22 protein-coding genes are annotated in these 23031 nt (G+C 73.5%); 17 read left to right on the forward strand and 5 right to left on the reverse strand.

Features of this window, described 5'->3' with window-relative positions; all coding sequences use genetic code 11:
- Window positions 1–49: 49 nt before the first annotated feature.
- Window positions 50–1504: an NAD(P)H-quinone dehydrogenase gene (locus ABTY56_RS25245; protein WP_350631431.1), complete on the reverse strand. Its 1455-nt coding sequence runs from the start codon at window positions 1502–1504 to the stop codon at window positions 50–52.
- Between the two features lie 98 nt (window positions 1505–1602).
- Between ABTY56_RS25245 and ABTY56_RS25250 the strand changes: the two genes are divergently transcribed.
- Window positions 1603–2040: a gamma-glutamylcyclotransferase family protein gene (locus ABTY56_RS25250; RefSeq protein ID WP_350631433.1), complete on the forward strand. Its 438-nt coding sequence runs from the start codon at window positions 1603–1605 to the stop codon at window positions 2038–2040.
- Between the two features lie 21 nt (window positions 2041–2061).
- Here ABTY56_RS25250 and ABTY56_RS25255 read toward each other — a convergent pair whose 3' ends face one another.
- The gene (locus ABTY56_RS25255; protein WP_350631435.1) at window positions 2062–3027 is read right to left on the reverse strand and encodes a hypothetical protein; all 966 of its coding nucleotides are present in this window, start codon (window positions 3025–3027) and stop codon (window positions 2062–2064) included.
- A gap of 226 nt (window positions 3028–3253) precedes the next feature.
- Here ABTY56_RS25255 and ABTY56_RS25260 point away from each other — a divergent pair, with 226 nt between their 5' ends.
- From ABTY56_RS25260 to ABTY56_RS25285, 6 genes are all read left to right on the forward strand, one after another.
- Window positions 3254–5479, forward strand: a complete 2226-nt coding sequence (locus ABTY56_RS25260; RefSeq protein WP_350631437.1) for a HAMP domain-containing protein — start codon at window positions 3254–3256, stop codon at window positions 5477–5479.
- Between the two features lie 21 nt (window positions 5480–5500).
- Complete coding sequence (gene pgsB, locus ABTY56_RS25265) at window positions 5501–6952, forward strand: poly-gamma-glutamate synthase PgsB (RefSeq protein ID WP_350631439.1); 1452 nt, start codon at window positions 5501–5503, stop codon at window positions 6950–6952.
- Window positions 6949–7431: a poly-gamma-glutamate biosynthesis protein PgsC/CapC gene (locus tag ABTY56_RS25270; RefSeq protein ID WP_189916166.1), complete on the forward strand. Its 483-nt coding sequence runs from the start codon at window positions 6949–6951 to the stop codon at window positions 7429–7431. The genes pgsB and ABTY56_RS25270 overlap by 4 nt, the downstream gene beginning before the upstream one ends.
- Window positions 7432–7448: 17 nt before the next feature.
- On the forward strand, window positions 7449–8546 hold the full coding sequence (locus ABTY56_RS25275) for a C40 family peptidase (protein WP_350631440.1): 1098 nt from the start codon (window positions 7449–7451) through the stop codon (window positions 8544–8546).
- A 142-nt stretch (window positions 8547–8688) separates the two neighbouring features.
- Window positions 8689–9510, forward strand: a complete 822-nt coding sequence (locus tag ABTY56_RS25280) for a purine-nucleoside phosphorylase (protein WP_350631441.1) — start codon at window positions 8689–8691, stop codon at window positions 9508–9510.
- A gap of 161 nt (window positions 9511–9671) precedes the next feature.
- Window positions 9672–11390: a phospho-sugar mutase gene (locus ABTY56_RS25285; RefSeq protein WP_350631443.1), complete on the forward strand. Its 1719-nt coding sequence runs from the start codon at window positions 9672–9674 to the stop codon at window positions 11388–11390.
- Window positions 11391–11459: 69 nt separating this feature from the next.
- Here the strand turns inward: ABTY56_RS25285 and ABTY56_RS25290 are convergent, their stop codons facing one another.
- Window positions 11460–12140, reverse strand: coding sequence for a PH domain-containing protein (locus ABTY56_RS25290; RefSeq protein ID WP_350631445.1), 681 nt, complete (start codon window positions 12138–12140; stop codon window positions 11460–11462).
- A 106-nt stretch (window positions 12141–12246) separates the two neighbouring features.
- On the opposite strand from ABTY56_RS25290, the gene deoC reads away from it, so the two are divergent.
- The 5 genes from deoC to ABTY56_RS25315 all read left to right on the forward strand — a co-directional run bounded on the left by deoC (window position 12247) and on the right by ABTY56_RS25315 (window position 16983).
- On the forward strand, window positions 12247–13233 hold the full coding sequence (gene deoC, locus ABTY56_RS25295; protein WP_350631447.1) for a deoxyribose-phosphate aldolase: 987 nt from the start codon (window positions 12247–12249) through the stop codon (window positions 13231–13233).
- Between the two features lie 5 nt (window positions 13234–13238).
- Window positions 13239–14735: an aldehyde dehydrogenase family protein gene (locus ABTY56_RS25300; RefSeq protein ID WP_350631449.1), complete on the forward strand. Its 1497-nt coding sequence runs from the start codon at window positions 13239–13241 to the stop codon at window positions 14733–14735.
- The gene (locus ABTY56_RS25305) at window positions 14728–15633 is read left to right on the forward strand and encodes an aldehyde dehydrogenase family protein (protein WP_350631450.1); all 906 of its coding nucleotides are present in this window, start codon (window positions 14728–14730) and stop codon (window positions 15631–15633) included. Before ABTY56_RS25300 ends, ABTY56_RS25305 begins: the two co-directional genes overlap by 8 nt.
- A gap of 262 nt (window positions 15634–15895) precedes the next feature.
- Window positions 15896–16297 carry a hypothetical protein gene (locus ABTY56_RS25310; RefSeq protein WP_350631452.1) on the forward strand — a complete coding sequence of 134 codons (402 nt, stop codon included), beginning with the start codon at window positions 15896–15898 and terminating at the stop codon, window positions 16295–16297.
- A 47-nt stretch (window positions 16298–16344) separates the two neighbouring features.
- Window positions 16345–16983 (forward strand): ATP-binding protein, encoded by a 639-nt coding sequence (locus ABTY56_RS25315; protein WP_350631454.1) that lies wholly within the window; start codon window positions 16345–16347, stop codon window positions 16981–16983.
- 178 nt (window positions 16984–17161) lie between these two features.
- Here ABTY56_RS25315 and ABTY56_RS25320 read toward each other — a convergent pair whose 3' ends face one another.
- On the reverse strand, window positions 17162–17824 hold the full coding sequence (locus ABTY56_RS25320) for a SigE family RNA polymerase sigma factor (RefSeq protein ID WP_350631471.1): 663 nt from the start codon (window positions 17822–17824) through the stop codon (window positions 17162–17164).
- Window positions 17825–18414: 590 nt separating this feature from the next.
- On the opposite strand from ABTY56_RS25320, the gene ABTY56_RS25325 reads away from it, so the two are divergent.
- The 4 genes from ABTY56_RS25325 to ABTY56_RS25340 all read left to right on the forward strand — a co-directional run bounded on the left by ABTY56_RS25325 (window position 18415) and on the right by ABTY56_RS25340 (window position 21732).
- On the forward strand, window positions 18415–19092 hold the full coding sequence (locus ABTY56_RS25325; RefSeq protein ID WP_030257458.1) for a response regulator: 678 nt from the start codon (window positions 18415–18417) through the stop codon (window positions 19090–19092).
- A gap of 56 nt (window positions 19093–19148) precedes the next feature.
- The gene (locus ABTY56_RS25330; protein ID WP_350631456.1) at window positions 19149–20696 is read left to right on the forward strand and encodes an ATP-binding protein; all 1548 of its coding nucleotides are present in this window, start codon (window positions 19149–19151) and stop codon (window positions 20694–20696) included.
- The gene (locus ABTY56_RS25335; RefSeq protein WP_350631458.1) at window positions 20693–21013 is read left to right on the forward strand and encodes a hypothetical protein; all 321 of its coding nucleotides are present in this window, start codon (window positions 20693–20695) and stop codon (window positions 21011–21013) included. Before ABTY56_RS25330 ends, ABTY56_RS25335 begins: the two co-directional genes overlap by 4 nt.
- Before the next feature lie 80 nt (window positions 21014–21093).
- Window positions 21094–21732, forward strand: coding sequence for a VanZ family protein (locus tag ABTY56_RS25340; protein ID WP_350631460.1), 639 nt, complete (start codon window positions 21094–21096; stop codon window positions 21730–21732).
- Here ABTY56_RS25340 and ABTY56_RS25345 read toward each other — a convergent pair.
- On the reverse strand, window positions 21702–22370 hold the full coding sequence (locus ABTY56_RS25345; RefSeq protein WP_350631461.1) for a PhzF family phenazine biosynthesis protein: 669 nt from the start codon (window positions 22368–22370) through the stop codon (window positions 21702–21704). The genes ABTY56_RS25340 and ABTY56_RS25345 overlap by 31 nt on opposite strands.
- Window positions 22371–22516: 146 nt before the next feature.
- Between ABTY56_RS25345 and ABTY56_RS25350 the strand changes: the two genes are divergently transcribed.
- The gene (locus tag ABTY56_RS25350; RefSeq protein ID WP_350631462.1) at window positions 22517–23017 is read left to right on the forward strand and encodes a hypothetical protein; all 501 of its coding nucleotides are present in this window, start codon (window positions 22517–22519) and stop codon (window positions 23015–23017) included.
- Window positions 23018–23031 lie beyond the last annotated feature (14 nt).

The raw sequence follows: 23031 nt of genomic DNA on the forward strand, positions 1-23031 counted from the left end.
GAGGGGCGGTCGCCGATCGGCGACCGCCCCTCAACTGTGCGCCGGACGCTCAGGATTCGCCGTCGGCCCGCTTGCGGATGTGCAGCTGCCGGGCGGCCTCGGCAGTCGAGCCGGAGACGGACGGGTAGACGGTGAAGGCGCTGGCCACCTGTTCGACCGTCAGATTGGCGTCCACCGCGAGCGAGATCGGGTGGATCAGCTCGCTGGCGCGCGGGGCGACGACCACGCCGCCGACCACGATGCCGGTGCCCGGGCGGCAGAACAGCTTCACGAAGCCGTCCCGGATGCCCTGCATCTTCGCCCGAGGGTTGCCGCGCAGCGGGAGCTTGACCACGACGGCGTCCATCTTGCCGCACTCCACGTCGGCCGCGGTGTAGCCGACGGTGGCGATCTCCGGGTCGGTGAAGACGTTGGAGGCCACGGTCTTGAGGTTCAGCGGCTGCACCGCGTCACCGAGCGCGTGGTACATGGCGATCCGGCCCTGCATGGCCGCCACCGAGGCGAGCATGAAGACGCCGGTGCAGTCGCCGGCCGCGTACACGCCGGGAGCGGTGGTGCGGGAGACCCGGTCGACCTGGATCTGGCCCCAGTCGTTGAGCTTGACCCCGGCCTCCTCCAGGCCCATCTCGGCGGTGTTGGGGATCGAGCCGACCGCCATCAGGCAGTGCGTGCCCTCGATCACCTTGCCGTCGGCCAGGGTCACCTCGACCCGGTCGCCGATCCGCTTGACGCTCTCGGCCCGCGAACGGCCCATCACGTTCATGCCGCGGCGGCGGAAGACGTCCTCCAGCACCTCGGCGGCGTCGGGGTCCTCGCCCGGCAGCACGCGGTCGCGGCTGGAGACCAGGGTGACCTTGGAGCCGATCGCCTGGTACGCACCCGCGAACTCGGCGCCGGTCACACCGGAGCCGACCACGATCAGCTCGCGGGGCAGCTCCTCCAGGTCGTACACCTGGGTCCAGGTCAGGATCCGCTCGCCGTCCGGCTGGGCGTCCGGCAGCTCGCGCGGGTGGGCGCCGGTGGCGATCAGCACCGCGTCGGCGCGCAGCGAGTGCACGGTGCCGTCGGGCGCGTCCACCAGGACCTCGCGGGAGCCGTCCACGGCCTGCCCGCCGGTGCCGAGCCGGCCGCGGCCGCGCAGCACGGTGACGCCGGCCCGGGTGACGGACTGGGTGATGTCGTGGGACTGCGCGATCGCCAGGCGCTTCACACGGCGGTTGACCTTGCCCAGGTCCACGCCGACGACCCTGGCTGCCTGCTCGTTGGGGGGCGTGTCGTCGGCGACGATGATGCCGAGTTCCTCGTACGAGCTGTCGAAGGTGGTCATCACCTCCGCGGTCGCGATCAGCGTCTTCGACGGAACGCAGTCCGTGAGCACCGCCGATCCGCCCAGACCGTCGCGGTCGACGACGGTCACCTCCGCGCCGAGCTGTGCGGCGACCAGGGCCGCCTCGTAGCCGCCGGGTCCGCCACCGATGATCACGATCCGAGTCACGCTCCCCATTGTCCCGCACGCCCGGAGCGCCGCCACGCCGGGGTCCGGGCTTCCGTACCTTCGTCCAGTAGCCCGGTCCGACCGCCGCCCCGGCTACGCTGGCCCCCATGCCCCTTTACGCCGCGTATGCCACCAACCTCGATGCCCGGCAGATGACCCGCCGAGCCCCGCACTCCCCGCTGCGCGGCACGGGGTGGCTGGACGGCTGGCGGCTCACCTTCGGTGGCGAGCAGCTCGGTTGGGAGGGCTCGCTGGCCACCGTCGTCGAGGACGAGAAGGACCAGGTCTTCGTCTCGCTGTACGACGTCTCGCCGATGGACGAGGACGGCCTGGACCGCTGGGAGGGCGTCCAGCTCGGCATCTACCGCAAGATCAAGCTGCGCGCGCAGACCCTGGACGGCTCCATCCCGGTCTGGACGTACGTGCTCAACGACTACGAGGGCGGCCTGCCCGCGGCCCGCTACCTCGGCCTGGTCGCCGACGCCGCCGAGAGCGCCGGCGCCCCGCACGACTACGTCATGGACCTGCGCCGCCGCCCCTGCTAGCCCCTCCCTGCTGGTCCCCCGTCAGGGCCGCACGCCGCCCCAGCTGCGCGCGGTCTCGGCCAGCACCCCGGCCACCACCGCGCGCCGGGCCGGCTCGGTGCGCAGCCCGTTGCCCAGTTCGACGTGCAGCCACGGCACCCCGACGCCGGCCGCGAACCGGCCCTCGACGTTGGTGGTGCCCTCCAGCTGCCCGCACTTGTCCCGCCAGGCCCGGCAGACCGCGTACCCGGCCCGGCCCAGCCCGGCGGCGGTGAGCTCGGCGGCCGGTCCGGCCGGTCCTGTGCCGCTGGAGACCACCGCGTCCTGCCCGGGCAGGCTGCCCTCGTCGAAGCCGTGCACCTGGATGCCGGGCAGGCCACGGCCGGTGAGCGCCTCGACCACGGCGGCGAAGACGGTGTCGGAGCGGTGCGCGACGTCCGAGGAGCCGTCCGCCCCGGCCCGGCGGTGCGCCCCGGCGAGCACCAGCACGCCGCCCGGCGCGGCCCGGAACAGCTCCACGCCGAGCGCCTCGGTGCGGGCGTCCGACACCGGGTGGGGCACCTGCACCGACCAGTTCGGCCGGGCCGAGAGGTCCAGGTAGACCCGGCCCCAGCCGCGGGCCCCGTCCGCCGTGCCGTCGGCGATCTCGGCCACCCGTCGGCCGGTCGCGGCCTCGGTGAACTCGGTGAGCCGGTAGCCGACCCGGGCCAGCGCCCGGCCCGCCTGCTCGGACTGCCCGTCCAGTGCGCCGAGCACGCCGTCGGCCACCGCCCGGCGCTGCGCCGCGTCCGGCGCGGCGTACGGACCGTCGGACGCGAAGTCGGCGGTGTACTCGTCCACCCGGGCCGCCAGGTCCACCGGCGCCGGGCCGGAGGGCGCCGGCCGGACCGCCCGCGGCCGCCCGGCATCGCCGCGCGCGGCGAGGGTCAGCACCCCCGCGAGCGCCGCCAGCACCAGCAGCACCGCCACCGGCAGCAGCAGTGAGCGTCGCGAACCCCGAGTCTCCATGGCGGTCGAACCTACCGTGCCCGCCGCCGCGCCCATGATCCACGCCGTGACCGGCCGGATCGACACCCAAGCGGCACCGGATCGCAACCGATATGTGACAGCTTTCCGCGAACCGCTTCGTACGCTGGTTCGGCTTGACCAGTTCTTGATCATCGCTTGACCGGGAAAGGCCTGCCACCGCCTCCCGGAGCCGGCACGGCGAGCCCGGAGGAGAACGAGGCCCCTCGTGAGCACGGCACCCAACCCGCCGCGGCAGCACCGCTACCGCCGCCGGGCCGACATGCCGCTGCTCGGGGGCATCCGCCCGCCCATCGCGCTGCTGCTGGTCCTGCTGCTCGCGGTCGCCGCGATCACCGCACTGGCCGTCGGCGGACTGCGCGTCGACGACACCCCGCAGGCCGTCCGCGAGTCCCACCAGTACGCCGCCGAGGACACCGCCGCCTCGCTGCGGGCCGGACTGCACGAGAGCGCCACCGACCTGCGCCGGGCCGCCGCCCGCTACGAGAACGCGCCCGCCGAGCCCGCCGCCGTGCTGACCACGCTCGGCCAGGCGTACCACAAGTGGCGCGGCACGGTGGTGGTCCGCCCCGACACCGGCCGGCTGCTGGCCGCCCGCGGCGAGACCGTCCCGCTGGCCGGCCTGGACCTCACCAAGGTCACCGACACCGCGCCCGCACCCGTCCTGGTGCCCTCCACCGCCGGCACCCGGCTGCTCACCTTCGCGCTGGTCGCCACCAAGGCCGACGGACGCGCCCTGCTGGTCGCCTCCGACAACCTGCGGCTGCCCGGCATCTCCACCCGCAAGGAACAGACGATCCAGGTCCTGGACGCGACCGGAGCCGTCCTGGACACCACCGGCGCGGCGCTCACCGCCGACGGCGACCGCAAGGTGGTCACCACCGCCCGCGAGCGCGCCGCCCGCCAGCACCCGGCCCCCGGCGAGACGGCCTCCGGCAGCCTGGCCGGCAGCCCGGACGCCAAGGGCGAGCGCCGGGTCGCCGGCTGGGCCGCCGTCGCCACCCCCGGCGGGCACGACCCGGCCACCCCGCTCGGCCTGACCGTGGTGTCCACCAGCACCGTCGACGGCAAGCCCGGCAACCTGCGCCACCCCATGCTCGGCCTGGCCGCCGCCGGCGCCCTGATCGTCCTGGCCCTGCTGCTCGCCTGGTACCTGATCCGCAGCCTCCAGCGCCCGCTGCTGGGCCTGTTCCTGGAGTCCCGCCGGCTCACCCGCGGCGACCGCCTGGAGCAGCCGATCCGCGGCCCGAAGCGGGGCGAGGCCGGCCGGATCGCCCGTGCCCTGGAGGAGCTGCGGCTCCAGCTCCTGGACCCGGCCCGCCCGCCGGCCGCCGCCCCCGCCCGCGGGCGTCGCCCCGGCACCGCGCTGCCGCTCGCGCTCTGCGCCGTCCTGGTGCTCGGCTGGTCCGGCCCGCTGCTGTTCCTCGGCGGCAACGACCCGACCGTACGGGTGCCCACCCAGGTGGTGGCCGGCCAGCGCGACCGCACCGACACCGCCGCCGACCGGATCCGCCAGGCGCTCAACGAGGGCTACGCGGACCTGCGTTCGATCGCCCCCTCGCTCACCGAGACCTCCGTCGGCAAGGCCGAGACCCTGCTGCGCGACACCCTCGCCGAGCACGACCGCTACCGCTCGCTCTACGTCCTCGGCGCGAACGGCGAACTCCTCGCCCACGCCGGCGAGACCCCGCACCGCACCGGCCCGGAGGCCCTCGGCCCGAGCGGGGTGCTGCTGCTCAACAGCTCCGGCAAGGAGCCCCGGATCGCCGCCCGCGCGGCCCTCACCGCCGCCCCGGCCGACGCCGAGGCGGACGGCGCGCCCGAACCCAAGGGCCCGGTCCTGGTCGGCGAGTTCAAGACCGACTTCCTCAGCGGCCTGCTGGTCCGCCCCGGCCTCGGCCGGGTCTGGCTGGTCGACGACCGGCAACGGGTGCTCGCCGCCAACGAGGGCTACAGCTCCTTCGGCGAGCTGCCGGACGGCCGCGGCCGGACGATCCTCGACGGCGCCAAGAAGTCCGCCGCCGCCGACGTGCTCCGCGACGGCGGCGCCCCGGCCCTGCTCGCCGCCGCCCCGCTCGGCGGCAACGGCAGCGTCGCCAAGCTCGGCTGGTCCGTGGTCACCGCCAACCAGGTGGCCTGGCTGCACCTCGACCAGAACCGGGCCGACCGGCGCGCGATCCTGGCCGGCATGCTCGGCCTGGCCGCCGCCGCGCTCTGCCTCGGCTGGCTGTACATCGCCGTCGGCCTGCCGCTGCGCCGCCTCGCCGCGAGCGCCGAGGCGCTGACCGCCGGGGACCGCCGCACCGTGCTCTACCCCGTCCACCACGACGAGGTCGGCGCCGTCGCCCGCAGCCTGGAGCTGATCCGCCAGGAACTGGTGCGCGCCGAACTCGCCGAGCGCGCCGTCCGCCGCACCCCCGCAACCGCCCACTGAGCCCCGCCCGAAGGACCTCCCGTGCTCTTCCTCTACGTCGTGCTACTGGTGTGCTGCACCGTGCTGCTGGTGGCCGGCATCGTCGAGCAGCGCCGGCACTTCACCGCGCTGGAGCAGATCCCGACCCGGGTCCTGGTCAACGGCATCCGCGGCAAGAGCTCGATCACCCGGCTGTGCGCGGGCGCCCTGCGCGGCGGCGGGCTGGTGACGGTCGCCAAGACCACCGGCACCGCGGCCCGGTTCATCCACCCGGACGCCACCGAGGAGCCGGTCTACCGCAAGTTCGGCATCGCCAACGTGGTGGAGCAGATCGGCATCGTCCGCCGCGCCGCCACCTACCGGCCGGACGCCCTGGTGATCGAGTGCATGGCCGTCATGCCGGCGCTGCAGGAGGTCAACCAGACCAAGCTGATCCGCTCCACCATCGGCGTGCTCTGCAACGTCCGCGAGGACCACCTGGCCGAGATGGGACCGACCCTGGACGACGTCGCGCGCTCGCTGTCGCGCTCGATGCCGGTCGGCGGGGTGTGCGTCACCGCCGAGCAGGAGCGGGTGCACATCCTGCGCGAGGAGGCGGCCAAGCGGGACTGCCGGCTGATCGTGGTGGACCCGGAGACGGTCTCCGACGAGGAGCTGCGCGGGTTCAGCTGGTTCACCTTCAAGGAGAACGTGGCGATCGCCCTCGCCGTCGCCGAACTCCTCGGCGTGGAACGGCAGACCGCGCTGCAGGGCATGTGGGCGGCCCCGCCGGACCCGGGCGTGCTGTCCGTCGAGCGCTACCTCACCGCGGACGGCAAGCGGCTGCGCTTCGCCAACGTCTTCGCCGCCAACGACCCCGAGTCCACGCTGATGAACGTCCGCCAGCTGGAGGACCTCGGCGCGATCCACCGCCCGCTCAACGTGGTGATCAACTGCCGCCCGGACCGGGTCGAGCGCAACGGCCAGATGGGCCAGATCGTCCCGGACCTCGACCCGGACACGGTCTTCCTGATCGGCCACCCCACCAAGAGCGCCCGCGACGGCATCCCGGCCGGCTGGTCGGGCCGCGTCGTCGACCTCGGCGGCGACAAGCGGGACCCGGAGCGGCTCACCGCCGAACTGCTGGCCGAACTCGGGCCGGACTCCTCGCTGGTGGCCGTCGGCAACATCCACGGCCAGGGCGAGCTGTTCCTGGAGGAACTCGCCCGGCTCGAACCCGACGAGGCCCCGGACGCGCCGGGGACCCCGGAGTACGCGTACCACGAGCCCGAACCGCTCTACCCGGAGCCGGACTACCCCGAACCCGCGTACGACGCCAGCCTGTACCCGTACCCCGACCCGACGCCGTACCCCGACCGGCACGCGTACCCGGCCCGGTCCCCGTACGCCTCAGGGCCCCCACCCACCGAGTCGGTCTACCGCCCCGCACCGCTCCCCGACTCCTGGTACGACGCCCCCCACCGCACCACCGCCCCCTACGGAGACCAGCAGTGATCCCCACCGAGCTCACCCCCGAGATCGCCGCCATCGGCATCGCGCTCGGCCTGGTCTTCTCCCTGGTCTGCTACCTGACCACCAACCTCTCCCCCGGCGGCATGATCACCCCCGGCTGGCTGGCCCTCACCCTGGTCGAGTCCCTCCAGCGGGTGGCCATCGTGATCGGCGTGACGGTGCTGACCTACCTCGCCATCCGGGTCGTCCAGAAGCTGGTGATCCTCTACGGCAAGCGGCTGTTCGCCGCCGTGGTGCTGATCGGTGTGCTGCTGCAGGCCACCGTGATGCTGGTCCTGCAGCGCGAGCTGCCCACCCTGTACGCCAACCAGACGCTCGGCTTCATCGTCCCCGGCCTGATCGCCTACCAGCTGGTCCGCCAGCCCCGGGCGGCCACCTTGATGGCCACCAGCACGGTGACGCTCGCCAACTACGTCGTCCTCACCGCCGGCGTCCTGCTCGGCGCCCTGCCCGGCACCTGATCCCGACGGGAACCCCCATGCCAGTGACCCGCAAGTCCCTGCTCAGCGGCGGCCTCGCCGTGACCCTGCTGGCCGCCAGCGGCTACCTCACCGTCCAGTTGCGGGACCGCGGCGGGCAGCCGGCCGCCGGCAGCAGCGCACCGCTGATCACCGCCGCCGTGCCGTCCCCCACCGCGGACGCCGACACCGCCCGGGCCGCCTCCCCCGCCCAGTACCGCTACGAGCGGCTGGCCGGGCCGGACCGCACGGTGGTCCGGGACGCCCGGGGCGGCGTGGTCGCCACGCTGACCGACAGCGCGCGCACCGCCGTGCTGGCCGGCCCCAGCCGGACCTTCGCCGAGCCGGGCACCACCGCCGCCACCGTGGTGACGGACAGCTGGGTCCGGCTGATGCCGCAGGCCTGGAAGCCGGGCGCCGAGCAGGAGGCCTGGTTCCGCACCTGGTTCCAGCAGGCGCTCGGCTCCACCGCCGACGACGTCCTGGCGGCGGCCACCCAGTACGTGGCCGGGGCGCCGGCCGAGAAGGACGCCAAGGGCGTGCGCTTCAAGGGCGACGCCTCCTTCGGCCCGCTCAATCCCAACGGTTCGGTCGGCAACGACCTGCGGCTGGAGCAGACCGACTTCTTCGACTACCTCGGCGTTCCGTACACGTTCGCCGACAAGGTCACCCGGCAGCCCGACAAGACCCGCTACGGCGCCTTCGACTGCTCTGGCTTCGTCCGGATGGTGTACGGCTACCGCTCCGGCTACCCGCTGCTCTCCAAGGACGCGGCCGGACCGGGGCTGCCGCGCAGCGCCAACGGCCTGGCCCGGCTCGGCCCCGGTGTCCCGGTGATCCCGCTGACCACCGCCGCCGGCTCGGACACCACCCTGCGCCCGGCCTCGATCGACCCGCTGCAACCCGGCGACCTGGTGTTCTTCGAGATCGACGCCCGCACCGGCGCCCGCCTCGACCACACCGGCATCTACCTGGGCCTGGACACCGACGGCCACCCCCGGTACATCTCCAGCCGGGAGGAGGCGGACGGCCCGACCTTCGGCGACAAGGGCGGCACGGCACGGCTGGACGACAACGGCATGTACGCGAAGGGGTTGCGCAGCGCGAAACGGCTCTGATCGGCCGTGTGTGTGGAAACCGACAAGGAGGGTCACCCGGACAGCGCCACCCAGCTGTGCTTTCGGGTCAACCGGGTAACGATCCGGCATGCCGCGGCGGTTTTTCTACGCGCGTAGTCGAATCCCGTCTATCCTCGGACCCGTGAACGCTTCTCCTCAGTCGGTCGTCTCCGCCGACCCCTACGCCGCCGCCCAGGCCGCCGCCGAGCGCCTGCGCGAGCTGACCGGTGCCGAGCGGCACGACGTCGCCCTGGTGATGGGCTCCGGCTGGGTGCCGGCCGCCGACGCCCTGGGCGAGACCGTGGCCGAGTTCCCGGTCACCGAGCTGCCCGGCTTCCCCGCCCCCGCCGTCGCCGGCCACGCCGGCAAGATCCGCTCGGTGAAGATCGGCGACAAGCGCGCCCTGATCTTCCTCGGCCGCAACCACTACTACGAGGGCCACGGCGTGGCCACCGTCGTCCACGGCGTGCGCACCGCCGTCGCGGCCGGCTGCGGCATCATCGTGCTGACCAACGGCTGCGGCGGCCTGCGCCAGGGCTGGACCCCGGGCCAGCCGGTCCTGATCAGCGACCACATCAACCTGACCGCGGACTCCCCGATCGTCGGCGCCAACTTCGTCGACCTCACGGACCTGTACTCCAAGCGCCTGCGCACGCTGTGCCGCGAGGTCGACCCGACGCTGGACGAGGCCGTCTACGTCCAGTTCCGCGGCCCGCACTACGAGACCCCGGCCGAGGTCAACATGGCCCGGGTGATCGGCGGCGAGCTGGTCGGCATGTCCACCACCCTGGAGGCCATCGCCGCCCGCGAGGCCGGCGCCGAGGTGCTCGGCATCTCCCTGGTCACCAACCTGGCCGCCGGCATGACCGGCGAACCGCTCAACCACGAAGAGGTGCTGGAGGCCGGCAAGGCCTCCGCCGAGCGCATGGGCGAGCTCCTGGCGAAGGTCCTTGAGCGGATCTGACGCCCACCAGGCGCAGAATCATGAGTGACGGGGCCCGCAGGCGGTCGTGATCCGCTGATCACACCCGCCTGCGGGCCCCGTCCGCATGTGCACACCTCTTCTCCCTTCGCGCGGAACCCTCCGGCCGACACACCGACGCACTTCCCGATGGAGCAGGCACTATGACGCAGGCACCCACCACCGACCTCCTCACCCGGGCCCGGGCCTGGCTGGCCGAGGACCCCGACCCGCAGACCCGCGACGAGCTCGGCGCACTGCTGGCCCGCGCGGAGGGCCCGGAGGCCGAGTCGGACAGCAAGCTCGCCTGGTCGGAGCTGGCCGAGCGCTTCGCCGACCGCCTCCAGTTCGGCACCGCCGGCCTGCGCGGCGAACTCGGCGCCGGTCCGATGCGGATGAACCGCGCCGTGGTGATCCGGGCCGCCGCCGGCCTGGTCTCGTACGTCAGGCAGCAGGGCCTGGGCGACCTGGTCGTCATCGGCTACGACGCCCGCCACAAGTCGTACGACTTCGCCCGTGACACCGCCGCCGTGGTGGTCGGCGCCGGCCTGCGCGCCGCCCTGCTGCCGCGCCCGCTGCCGACCCCGGTGCTCGCCTTCGCCGTCCGCCACCTGGGCGCGGCCGCCGGTGTCACCGTCACCGCCAGCCACAACCCGCCGCAGGACAACGGCTACAAGGTCTACCTGGGCGACGGCTCGCAGATCGTCCCGCCGGCCGACGCCGCGATCGCCGCCGAGATCGACGCGATCGGCTCGCTGGACGAGGTCCCGCGCGCCGAGGACGGCTGGGAGGTGCTCGGCGAGGACGTCGTCGACGCCTACCTGGCCCGCGCCGTGTCCATCGTGGACCCGCACAGCCCGCGCGACCTCGACGTCGTCTACACCCCGATGCACGGCGTCGGCCGTGACACCCTGGTCGCCGCCTTCCGCCGGGCCGGCTTCCCCGCGCCCACCGTGGTCGCCGAGCAGGCCGAGCCCGACCCGGACTTCCCGACCGTGGTCTTCCCCAACCCGGAGGAGCCGGGGGCGATGGACCTCGCCTTCCGCACCGCCGCCTCGGTCGGCCCGGACATCGTGATCGCCAACGACCCGGACGCCGACCGCTGCGCGGTGGCCGTGCCCACCAACGGCAACGCGGCCGGCAGCGGCAGCGACGCCGTCGGCTGGCGGATGCTGCGCGGCGACGAGGTCGGCGCGCTGCTCGGCTCGGCCCTGGTCGCGAAGAAGGCCGAGGGCACCTTCGCCACCACCATCGTCTCCGCCACCCTGCTCGGCCGGATCGCGGAGGCGGCGAACCTGGGCTACGCCGAGACGCTGACCGGCTTCAAGTGGATCTCCCGCGCCGAGGGCCTGCGCTACGGCTACGAGGAGGCGCTCGGCTACTGCGTCGACCCGCAGGGCGTCCGGGACAAGGACGGCATCACCGCCGCCCTGCTGGTCGCCGAGCTCGCCGCCACCCTCAAGAAGTCCGGCCGCACCCTGTCCGACCTGCTGGACGACCTGGCGCTGGAGCACGGCCTGCACGCCACCGACCAGCTGTCCGTCCGGGTCCAGGACCTCTCGCTGATCGCCGACGCCATGCGCCGGCTGCGCGAGCAGCCGCCGACCGTCCTGGCCGGCCTGACCGTCACCCGCGCCGACGACCTCGCGGCCGGCTCGGCCGAGCTGCCGCCCACCGACGGCCTGCGCTACTACCTGGCCGGCGAGGCCGTCCGCTCGGCCCGCATCGTGGTCCGCCCCTCCGGCACCGAGCCCAAGATCAAGTGCTACCTGGAGGTCGTCCTCCCGGTCGCCTCGGCCGCCGACCTCGCCGCCACCCGGGAGCGCGCCGCCGCCCTCCTCGCCGGCATCAAGCAGGACCTCGCCGCGGCCGCCGGCATCTGATCGCCGCACACGCGGACGGGCCCGCCGGTCGGCCGACCGGCGGGCCCGTCGTCCTACGGGGGCGCGGGCTCAGGCCGCGATGACCGCGATCAGCGCCACCAGGCCGACCAGGGCGGGGGCGATCACCCACCAGCACCAGCGCACCTCGACCGGGCCGGCGGCCTCGGGTCGGCGGGCGTTGCGTTCGGCCATCTGCGTCAGCACCTCGGTCACCTGGTCGGACCAGGCGCGGGTGGGGTCCGACGAGCCCTGGACGACCGGGTTGGTCCGGGAGGCGAGGCCCATCCCCAGCCCGGTCCGGGAGGCGTGCTCGGCGTTGCCGCGGCTCTGGGCGCGGTTCGCGCGCTTGCGCTGGCGCAGCGACACCGGCACCGCCCAGACCTGGTACTTCTTGTCGCCCGCGAGCAGTTCGACCGAGTACCCGGCGCGCAGCGCGTCCACCGAGGCCCACGGCGCGGTGATGGTCCGCCACGGGTTGCGGACGACCAGCCCGCTGCTCGACGCGCGCACCACCGGGCGCAGCGTGTAGGCGATCACCGGGAAGGCGAACACCGGGAAGGCGGCGAGCGCGACGTACGGGGTCTTGCCGGTACCGGTCACCGCCGCGTCGCCGATCAGCCAGGTGGCGAGGGCGAGCAGGAGCACGCCGGAGATCACGCCGGGGACGGAGCGGTACACGCGGTCCGCGTACGCGGGTTCCCCGTCGGGGGCGGCCGGGCCCCGGGGGGGCGTACCGTCGGAATCGGTCATGGCGTCGATTCTGCCCCATGCCCCGTGCGGCGAGGTCTCGGTCCGGCCACGAAAGGTGGCCGCTCTGGCGGACTACTACGCGCGTAGATATGCTGGTCTGGTGACTATGTCCACTGTTGCAGCCAATGCCCTCGGCGTTGCGGGCAGCGGCCTTCAGGACGTTGCGGCGTCCGAGGCCTCGCTCCGCCGCTTCCTGCACGGCCTGCCCGGCGTCGACCAGGTCGGCCTGGAGGCGCGTGCCGCCACCCTCGGTACCCGCTCGATCAAGACCACGGCGAAGGCGTACGCCATCGACCTGGCGATCTCCATGATCGACCTGACCACGCTGGAAGGCGCGGACACGGTCGGCAAGGTGCGCGCGCTGTGCGCCAAGGGCAGGACCCCCGACCCGACCGATCCGAGCACCCCCCGCGTCGCCGCCATCTGTGTCTACCCGGACATGGTCGCCACCGCGAAGGACGCCCTGCGGGGCACCGACATCCAGGTCGCCTCGGTGGCCACCGCCTTCCCGGCCGGCCGCGTCGCCCTCCCGGTCAAGCTCGCCGACACCGCCGACGCGGTCGCCGCGGGCGCCGACGAGATCGACATGGTGATCGACCGCGGCGCCTTCCTCTCGGGCCGCTACTTCGACGTCTACAACGAGATCGTCGCCGTCAAGGAGGCGTGCAAGCGCCCCGACGGCAGCTACGCCCACCTCAAGGTGATCTTCGAGACCGGCGAGCTGCAGACCTACGACAACGTCCGCCGGGTCTCCTGGCTGGCGATGCTGGCCGGCGCCGACTTCATCAAGACCTCCACCGGCAAGGTCGCCGTCAACGCGACCCCGCCGGTCACCCTGCTGATGCTGGAGGCGGTCCGCGACTTCCGCGCGGCCACCGGCGTCCAGGTCGGCGTGAAGCCCGCGGGCGGCATCAAGACCACCAAGGACGCCATGAAGTACCTGGTGATGGTCAACGAGACGCTCGGCGACGACTGGCTGACCCCGCACTGGTTCCGCTTCGGCGCCTCCAGCCTGCTCAACGACCTGCTGATGCAGCGCCAGAAGCTGGCCACCGGCCGCTACTCCGGCCCCGACTACGTGACGGTGGACTGATCACCATGGCCAAGAAGAAGAACATCGAGGAGCCCGCGGCCAAGCCCGCCGGAGGCCTCTTCACGTACGCGCCGGCCCCCGAGTCCCCCGCTGCCGCGGGCGACATCGCCACCTCCTACGGCCACTTCATCGGCGGCGAGTTCGTCGACTCCTCCGGCAGCGAGGCCCTGAAGACCGTCAACCCGGCCACCGAGCAGGTGCTCGCCGAGTTCGCCCAGGGCACCGACGAGGACGTGGACCGCGCGGTCGCCGCCGCCCGCAAGGCCTTCGCCGACTGGTCGGCGCTGCCCGGCAGCGAGCGCGCCAAGTACCTGTTCCGGATCGCCCGGATCATCCAGGAGCGCGGCCGCGAGCTGGCCGTGCTGGAGTCGATCGACAACGGCAAGCCGATCCGCGAGACCCGCGACTTCGACATCCCGACCGTCGCCGCGTGGTTCTTCTACTACGCGGGCTGGGCGGACAAGCTGGACTACGCGGGCTTCGGCTCCAACCCGCGCCCGCTGGGCGTGGCCGGTCAGGTCATCCCGTGGAACTTCCCGCTGATGATGCTGGCCTGGAAGATCGCGCCCGCGCTGGCGACCGGCAACACGGTCGTCCTGAAGCCGGCCGAGACCACCCCGCTGACCGCGCTGCGCTTCGCCGAGATCTGCCGCCAGGCCGGTCTGCCGAAGGGCGTCGTCAACATCGTGACCGGCGACGGCCGCACCGGCGCCGCGCTGACCGCCCACCCGGACGTCAACAAGGTCGCCTTCACCGGCTCCACCCCGGTCGGCCGGGCGATCGCCAAGCAGCTGGCCGGCAGCCGCAAGAAGCTGTCGCTGGAGCTGGGCGGCAAGGCCGCCAACATCGTCTTCGACGACGCGCCGATCGACCAGGCGGTCGAGGGCATCGTCAACGGCATCTTCTTCAACCAGGGCCACGTCTGCTGCGCGGGCTCGCGCCTGCTGGTCCAGGAGTCGATCCAGGACGAGCTGCTGGACGCCCTGAAGCGCCGGATGTCCACCCTGCGGGTCGGCGACCCGCTGGACAAGAACACCGACATCGGCGCCATCAACTCGGCCGCGCAGCTGGCCCGGATCACCGAGCTGACCGACGCCGGCGAGGCCGAGGGCGCGGACCGCTGGTCCCCCGAGTGCGAACTCCCGGGCAACGGCTTCTGGTTCAAGCCGACCATCTTCACCGGCGTCAGCCAGGCCCACCGGATCGCCCAGGAGGAGATCTTCGGCCCGGTCCTGTCGGTGCTGACCTTCCGCACCCCCGACGAGGCGGTCGCGAAGGCCAACAACACCCCGTTCGGTCTCTCCGCCGGCATCTGGACGGAGAAGGGCTCGCGCATCCTCTGGACCGCGAACCGGCTCAAGGCCGGCGTGGTCTGGGCCAACACCTTCAACAAGTTCGACCCGACCTCGCCGTTCGGCGGCTACAAGGAGTCGGGCTACGGCCGCGAGGGTGGCCGCCACGGTCTGGAGCCCTACCTGAATGTCGAGGCCCGAGATGTCTGACACGACCTTCCAGCGTCTTGACGTCCTCAAGACCTACAAGCTGTACGTCGGCGGGAAGTTCCCGCGGTCCGAGAGCGGGCGGGTGTACGAGGTGACCGACTCGAAGGGCGACTGGCTCGCCAACGCCCCGCTGGGCACCCGCAAGGACACCCGTGACGCCGTCCTGGCCGCCCGTGCCGCGGTCAAGGGCTGGGCCGGCACCACCGCGTACAACCGCGGCCAGGTGCTGTACCGGGTGGCCGAGATGCTGCAGGGCCGCCGCGAGCAGTTCGCCGCCGAGGTCGCCCTCTCCGAGGGCATCGGCCCGAAGAAGGCCGCCGCGCTGGTGGACGCCGCGATCGACCGCTGGGTCTGGTACGCGGGCTGGACCGACAAGGTCGCCCAGATCGCGGGCGGCGCCAACCCGGTCGCCGGTCCGTACTTCAACCTGTCGACCCCGGAGCCGACCGGCGTGGTCGGGATCGTCGCGCCGCAGGCCGGGTACGGGCACTCGCTGCTCGGCCTGGTCTCGGTGATCGCCCCGGCGATCGCCACCGGCAACACGGTCGTGGTCGCGGCCGCCGCGGACGCCCCGCTGCCCGCGCTGTCGCTGGGCGAGGTGCTCGCCACCTCGGACGTCCCGGGCGGCGTGGTCAACATCATCTCGGGCCGGACCGCCGACATCGCCCCGACCCTGGCCTCGCACCAGGACGTCAACGCGCTGGACCTCACCGGGGCCATCGCAGCCGACGGCCCCGGCGCGGCGCAGGCGCTGGAAGCGTCCGCCGCGGATACCCTGAAGCGGGTGGTCCGTCCGGGGCTGGACCCGTTCGCCCAGGACTGGACCAATGCGCCCGGTACGGACCGGCTACTCTCCTTCCTGGAGACGAAGACGGTCTGGCACCCGATGGGTATCTGACCCGCCGCCCCCCGGGGCGACAACTCCACAAGCTGGCCGTCCCCAGTGCCCTCTCCCCCCCCAGGGCCCGGACGGTCATTGGACGGACCCGCGCCTCTCCCCCCCTGGCGCGGGTCCGTCGGCTTTCCACCGCCCCTGGCCACCGGCCCCCGCCACCGCCGTCCCGTCGACTTTCGTCACCGGCGCCGCCGACTTTCGACGCTCCCGCGCGCCCGTCCGGCCCGGCCACAATCGCGGTGACCGGGACGATCGAGGGGGGCGCATGGGCGAGTTCATCGGCGAGTTGGCGGCACTGTTCGCGGACGGCTTCTACCGCAGGTGGCACGTGGCCCGCACCACCCGCCGGCTGGCCGCCGGGCGGCCGGTCCGGGTGCCCTGCTCGGCCCGGTACGGCCGACAGCCCGGGTACGTCAACGGCACCCTGCACATCACGCCCGGGGCCGACACCGTGGCCTTCGTCCCGCGTGGCACCGGCCGGCTCGAACTGCCCGCCGGGGGAACCTTCCACGAACCCGAGCCCGACACCTGGCACAGCCAGGACTGGGCCGCCACCGCCTACCTGCCGCCCGGCGCCGAGGCCCCGGCCTACCTCCAGGTGGACAGCCGCTACCTGCCGACGGTCCATGTCGCCCTCGCCGACCCGAAGTCGCAGCAGAAGGTCTGATCCGACCGGTTTCGGCAACGGGCCCGGATGCGTCAGACTGGTGTCCCGTGAGTGACTCCCCCATGAACCCCGCACCGTCCGCGCATGCCCGGGTGATCCTGCTCTCCGGACCCTCCGGGTCGGGGAAGTCCTCGCTCGCCGAGCGCAGCGGACTGCCGGTGCTCCAGCTCGACGACTTCTACAAGGACGGGGACGACCCCACGCTGCCGCTGCTGCCGGACGGCGCCGTCGACTGGGACTCCCCGCTGGCCTGGCACCGCGACCAGGCCGTCGCCGCCATCCGCGCCCTCTACGAGCACGGCCGCACCGACGTCCCGGTGTACTCGATCCCGGACAACGGCCGGATCGGCACCCGCACCCTGGAGCTGGGCGGCGTCGGCGCGTTCATCGCGGAGGGCATCTTCGCCGCCGAGATCACCGCCGAGTGCGCCGAGGAGGGCCTGCTCGGCGACGCCCTGTGCCTGCGCAACGGCGCGCTCACCACGGCCTGGCGCCGACTGCGCCGGGACGTCCGGGAGGGCCGCAAGTCGCTGCCGGTGCTGCTGCGCCGGGGCTTCCGGCTGATGCGGGCCGAGCGGTCCATCGTCGGACGGCAGGTCGCGCTCGGCTCGTACGCGTGCGCCGGGCCGGAGGCCGAGCGGCGGATCCGCACCGCGGCCCGACCGGCCGAGCTCTCCGCCGCCTGAGTCGGCCCGCAGCCGCCGCGGCGGCTGCGGACAGCACGACGACGGGCCCGGTGCGTCTCCCCCGCACCGGGCCCGTCGCCTTCCCGAACGATCCTCGGCTCCCCCACGGACATGCTCCCCCGAGCCGCTGTCCCCGGACCGTGACCGTCCGATCGCCGTCCCCCGACGGGAGTCCTCGTTACGCGACCAGCTCGCCGAACGCCCGGACGGTGTCGCCCGACTTGTTCAGGTGCTCGTCGTCGCGCAGCCGGCGCAGGGCGCGCCAGATGCTGCTCTTGACGGTGCCGACGCTGATCCCCAGCACGTCGGCGATCTCCGGGTCCGTCTTGCCCTCGTAGTACCGCAGCACCAGCATGGTCCGCTGGTTCTCCGGCAGCTTCGCCAGCGCCTGCCAGAGCACGGTGCGCAGCTCGGTGCCGCCCATCGCGTCGGTGTCGCCGGCCGTCTCCGGCAGCTCCTCGGTCGGGTACTCGTTGACCTTGCGGCGCCGCCACGCGGAGATGTGCAGGTTGGTCATGGTGCGGCGGAGGTAGCCCCCGACCGCGGCCTTGTCGGTGATCCGGCCCCAGGCCCGGTAGGTGCTGAAGAGCGCGCTCTGCAGCAGGTCCTCGGCCTCGTAGCGGTCACCGGTGAGGTGGTAGGCCGTGGCGTACAGGGAGGCGCGGCGCTCGCGCACGTACGCGGTGAACTCCGTGATGTGGTCCTCCGCGGCGGCCGAGTGCTCCCCCTGCGCGCCTCCCTGTCCGGCCTCGGTGGTGCGGGCCGCGGCGGGGTTCAACCGCAGCAGCGTCGCACCGGCGGCCTCGCGACCGGACGACTCCCCCGAGCCGACCTTCCGCAGACCGTTCCCCCCGGCCCCCTGGTTCCCCCCCGGGGCCTCCTTGCCCTCGACGCGGACGGGGAGGATCCCCCGCAGCGTGAGGGTGGCGCCGGAGTCGACCGAACTCCCCAGTCGGCCGATCCCGTACAGCTCCCCCGTCCTGCCTCCGCCGCTCACCCGGCGGGCGACAGGGTTTCCACCGGTGCTGTGCGCGCACCCCCGTACGGTCACGGCACCGGAGTTCTCGTCGGTCCTGACCTCGTACCGGGTCCGGTGGGTGGTCACTGACGAACGCGCGGTGCGGACAGCCGGGTTGGTCCGGGTCTGAAGCATGGCGTTCATCGTGCGCCCCCTGGGTCGGTACGAGCGGTTCCGGTAGCCGCCCTCCAGCCGGCCCTCCGGCCCGCTGTCCTGCGGCGACATGGAAAATCCTGCCCGCCGGTTGTGATGGCACTGTCCGCCGACTGTCACAGGGGTGTCACAGGCGGGGGCCTTTCGTCCCGGTCCGCCTCCCTCCGTACCGGACGCCGGTGGCGGTCCTTCCGGTTCCCGAACGGTCGGTGAGCGGTCCGGGGGGTGATTCGGGGCTGCGGGTGGGCCAAAATGGGGCCGTGCCTTTCCTCCTATTGATCGAGGACGACGACGCCATCCGGACCGGCCTCGAACTCGCCCTCACCCGCCAGGGCCACCGTGTGGCCACCGCCGCCTCCGGCGAGGACGGTCTGAGGCTCTTCAAGGAGCAGCGGCCCGACCTGATCGTCCTGGACGTGATGCTGCCCGGGATCGACGGCTTCGAGGTGTGCCGCCGGATCCGGCGCACCGACCAGCTGCCGATCATCCTGCTGACCGCGCGCTCGGACGACATCGACGTGGTGGTGGGCCTGGAGTCCGGCGCCGACGACTACGTGGTCAAGCCGGTGCAGCCGCGCGTGCTGGACGCCCGGATCCGGGCGGTGCTGCGACGCGGCGAGCGGGAGAGCTCGGACTCCTCCGCGTACGGCAGCGTGGTGATCGACCGTGCGGCGATGACCGTCACCAAGGACGGACAGGACCTCCAGCTCACCCCGACCGAGCTGCGGCTGCTGCTGGAACTCAGCCGCCGCCCCGGGCAGGCGCTCTCCCGCCAGCAGCTGCTGCGGCTGGTCTGGGAGCACGACTACCTCGGCGACTCGCGCCTGGTGGACGCCTGTGTGCAGCGGCTGCGGGCCAAGGTCGAGGACGTGCCGTCCGCGCCGACGCTGATCCGCACCGTGCGCGGGGTGGGCTACCGGCTGGACCCGCCGGCCTGACACACCCCTCCCCTGCCCTTCCCGACCGCCGAACTCCCGTACGACGACAGGCTCCTGTGACTGACCATCAGACGACTGCCCGGCGTTTCCCGGCGGGCCGGTGGCGACGGCTGCGCTCCCTGCGGGTGCGGCTGATCGCGGTGTTCGCGGCGGTCGCGCTGCTCGCCGCCGTCTCGGCCTCCGGCATCGCGTACTGGCTGAACCGCGACGCGGTGCTCAAGCGCGCCCAGGACACCGCGCTGAACGACTTCCGGGTCTCGCTCAGCCGCAACGTCTCCGAGCTGCCGCTGAACGCGGCCTGCCCGGAGCTGGCCACACTGGCCTCCAACGTGGCCAGCTCCGGCCTGAGTTACGACGTGGTGGTGGTCGACCCGGCGCACCCGGAGTGTCCCGCGGCCTCCTCCGACCCGACGCACTTCACGCTGGCCGACGTGCCGGCCGCGCTGCAGTCCACGGTCGCCAAGCCGCGCGAGGTCACCGAGAGCAACCCGTACCCGTACCACCTGTACTGGCAGCGGCAGAACCTGGAGGGCCGGCCGTTCGTGATCGGCGGCACCAAGGTGGTGCCGAACGGCCCGACGGCGTACATGTTCAAGTCGCTGGAGAACGAGCGGGCCGACCTGAACACGCTGGGCTGGTCGCTGGCCATCGCCACCCTGCTCGCGCTGATCGGCTCGGCGCTGCTCGCCCAGGCCGCCTCGGCCACCGTGCTGCGGCCGGTCAAGCGGCTCGGCGACGCGGCCCGGCGGCTCGGCGAGGGGCACCTGGACACCCGGCTCGAAGTCGACGGCGCGGACGAACTCGCCGATCTGGCACGGACGTTCAACCGGACCGCGGAGCAGCTCCACGAGCAGGTCGAGGAGCTGAGCGCGCGCGAGGCGCAGAGCCGGCGGTTCGTCGCCGACATGTCGCACGAGCTGCGCACCCCGCTGACCGCGATGACCGCCGTCACCGACATCCTGGAGGACGAGGCCGAGTCGCTGGACCCGATGATCGAGCCGGCCGTCCGGCTGGTGGTCAGCGAGACCCGACGGCTGTCCGACCTGGTGGAGAACCTGATGGAGGTGACCCGCTTCGACGCCGGCACCGCCAGGCTGGTCGCCGACGAGGTGGACATCGCCGACCTGATCATGTCCTGCATCGACGGGCGGGCCTGGTACGACGCGGTCGAGGTGGACGCCCCGCGCGGCATCCTGGCCGTGGTCGACCCGCGTCGGCTCGACGTGGTCTTCGCCAACCTGATCGGCAACGCGCTCAAGCACGGCGGCTCGCCGGTGCGGGTCAGGGTCCGGCAGTCCGAGGACTCGGTGGTGGTCGAGGTCAGCGACAGCGGCCCGGGCATCCCGGAGGACGTGCTGCCGCACGTCTTCGACCGCTTCTACAAGGCGGACCGGGGGCGGGCCCGCTCGGAGGGCAGCGGCCTGGGGCTGTCGATCGCGATGGCCAACGCGCAGATACACGGGGGGACGATCACGGCGGCGAACGGGGAGGTCGGCGCGGTGTTCACCCTGACACTGCCGCTGGCGCCGCCGCCTCCGCCGTCCGCGGGCGAGGCCGAGGGCGGCCCCGCACGCGACGCCGTCGAGGACAAGGACGCCACGTGACCGCCCCCACCCGCACCGCCCTGCGCCGCGCCGCCGGCGTACTGCTCCTGCTCGCGCTGGCCTCCGGCTGCGGCATCCGGCCGACCGCCGTACCGGTCGACGCCGGCGCCCCGGCCAGCCGGACGGCGTGCCCGACCACCCAGCACATACCCACCGCGCTGGCCACCCCGTCCGGCCCCGCACCGGCCGTGACGGCGGCCCGCGGCGCCGCCAAGGGCGCCGCGAGCCCGAGCCCGTCGCCCACCCCGGTGGCGCCGGGCAGCCCGCCGCCGGACAACGTGTTCAGCGCGGTGCCGACGGCCGCGCCCTGCAAGTAGCGGAGGACGCCGGGGGCGCGTTCGGGAATGTTCACGCCCGAGGTGGAACCGCCGCGCCACCGGCTCACGTCCTTCCCCCCGTGCAGCGAGATGGCACCAGGACACGCGACGAGCGTTCCGGCGCGGGGACCGAGAGCAGCCCGGCGGCGGGCGTCCACCGTTCCCTCCGGACGGCCGGGCTGACGGGCCTGGCCCTGTACCTGGCACTGGTGCTCTGGGTGGTGCTGAGACCGCTGCCGGTGGCGTGGGTGTACGACGCCAACCTGACGCCGCTGGCCTCGCTCCGCTCCTCCACCGGCTGGCAGGTGGTCGGCGAGCTCCTGCTGCTGGCCCCGCTCGGCGTCCTGCTGCCGCTGGCCGGCGGCCGGCTGCGGGCCCCCTGGCTGCCGTCCTTCCTGCGCACCACCGGCGTCTCCGCGCTGCTGGCGACCGGGCTGGAGTTCCTCTCCTCCTGGACGCCCGGGCACGTCCTCAACGTGGACCACATCCTGTTCGCCGTGATCGGTGTGGCCGCCACCCACGTCGCGCTGGTCCCCGGCCTGCGGCACCTGCTGCGGGAACGGCGGCCGCGGGCGCCCCGGGTGTCCGTCCTCGCCGTCCCGCCGGTGACCGCCGTCGGACGGGCGGCCGCCGTCGCGCCCGCCGCCCGGCCGCCCGCCACCTGTCCGTCCGTCGCCCGACCGCGCGCCTACGCGGAGCCGACGCCGCCCGTCCGCTGAGCCGGCGCCACCCGGCCGCCGACCTCGACCGACCCACCCGGGCGCAGTCCGGTCAGCAGCTGCGAGCCCCGGCCCTGTTGGACGGTCAGCGCCCGGCCCAGCCGCGCGGTCAGCAGCAGGGCGGCCGCGCCGGTCGCCTCGTCCTCGTCGATCCCGTCGCCGCGCCCGGGGAAGGCCCGCGCCCGGACGGTCCCGGCCGCCTCGTCCTGCCAGGCCCAGGCGTAGATCCATTCGCCGGGCGGCGGCACCTCCAGCGCCTCCACCTCCGCCGCCGACCCGTACTGCCGCAGCGTCCGCGGCGGGACCCACTGCGGTCGGGCCTCGATCCGGGTCAGCCCGTCCTCGCGGCGCACGCCCACCACGCCGGCGGCCGTGACCAGCCGGTCCACCCCGAGCAGCCAGGCGGCGCCCACGCACGGGTGGCCGGCGAACGGCAGACGCAGCGTCGGGGTGTAGATGTCGATCTCCCCGCGCTCCGGGTCGTCGACGAACACCGTCTCGCTGAAGCCGAGTTCGCGCGCGATCCGCTGCCGGTCGGCGCGCTCCGGGACGGCGGCGCCGTCACGCACCACGCCGAGCTCGTTCCCGTACCGGCCGTCCGGCCCGCAAAAGACCCGCAGCACCTCATACCCAGTCATTTCCCACCTCGTCAATTGCCGCTCCGGCGGAGCGCAACGACACCGTGACGTAAAGGCGGCGACGAATGTCAGCCGCCTCCAGTACTGTGCGCTCTCGTCCCCAAACGGTTTCTCCGTTGTTTCTTCCCTCCCACAGGAAACCCCCCTTGAACAATCTCGACTTCAGCGCCGAACCGCTGTTCTCCTGGTACGTCGTCCTGCTGGCGCTCAGCGGCGTCCTCATGCTGCTCCTCGGGGCCTTCGCCGGCGGGCTGAAGGCCGGCCTGCGGATCCTCAACGTCGTGGTCGCCCTCGGTTTCCTGGGGTACGCCTACTACCTCGCGTTCGTCTTCGAGGGCGGCACGTACTACATCTTCTTCAAGGTGTTCATCCTGCCGGTCGCGCTGATCGTCGCTTCGGTGAAGGCGATCGTCGAGCGCAGCAACGCCAAGAAGCAGCCGGCCCCGCAGGCGTTCAACCCGAACGCGCCGCAGGCGCCGTACAACCCCAACGCCCCGCAGGCGCCGTACAACCCGAACGCGCCGCAGGCCCCGTTCAACCCCAACACCGCGCAGCCCGGCGTCCCGCCGCAGCCGGTGGCGGACAACCCGTACGCGCAGCCCGCGCCGCCGGCCCAGCCCGGCCAACCGCCGCACCCGGCCGGCTGATCCGGTCGCACCAG

Source organism: Kitasatospora sp. NPDC097691, from assembly GCF_040302665.1.
GTDB lineage: Bacteria > Actinomycetota > Actinomycetes > Streptomycetales > Streptomycetaceae > Kitasatospora.

Coding starts and splice junctions, on each gene's coding strand:
- ABTY56_RS25285 (WP_350631443.1), top strand. CDS start 9,672: ATGACGCAGGCACCCACCACCGACCTCCTCACCCGGGCCCGGGCCTGG.
- ABTY56_RS25255 (WP_350631435.1), bottom strand. CDS start 3,027: ATGGAGACTCGGGGTTCGCGACGCTCACTGCTGCTGCCGGTGGCGGTG.
- ABTY56_RS25310 (WP_350631452.1), top strand. CDS start 15,896: ATGGGCGAGTTCATCGGCGAGTTGGCGGCACTGTTCGCGGACGGCTTC.
- ABTY56_RS25345 (WP_350631461.1), bottom strand. CDS start 22,370: ATGACTGGGTATGAGGTGCTGCGGGTCTTTTGCGGGCCGGACGGCCGG.
- ABTY56_RS25275 (WP_350631440.1), top strand. CDS start 7,449: ATGCCAGTGACCCGCAAGTCCCTGCTCAGCGGCGGCCTCGCCGTGACC.
- ABTY56_RS25245 (WP_350631431.1), bottom strand. CDS start 1,504: ATGGGGAGCGTGACTCGGATCGTGATCATCGGTGGCGGACCCGGCGGC.
- ABTY56_RS25305 (WP_350631450.1), top strand. CDS start 14,728: ATGTCTGACACGACCTTCCAGCGTCTTGACGTCCTCAAGACCTACAAG.
- ABTY56_RS25250 (WP_350631433.1), top strand. CDS start 1,603: ATGCCCCTTTACGCCGCGTATGCCACCAACCTCGATGCCCGGCAGATG.
- deoC (WP_350631447.1), top strand. CDS start 12,247: ATGTCCACTGTTGCAGCCAATGCCCTCGGCGTTGCGGGCAGCGGCCTT.
- ABTY56_RS25300 (WP_350631449.1), top strand. CDS start 13,239: ATGGCCAAGAAGAAGAACATCGAGGAGCCCGCGGCCAAGCCCGCCGGA.
- ABTY56_RS25290 (WP_350631445.1), bottom strand. CDS start 12,140: ATGACCGATTCCGACGGTACGCCCCCCCGGGGCCCGGCCGCCCCCGAC.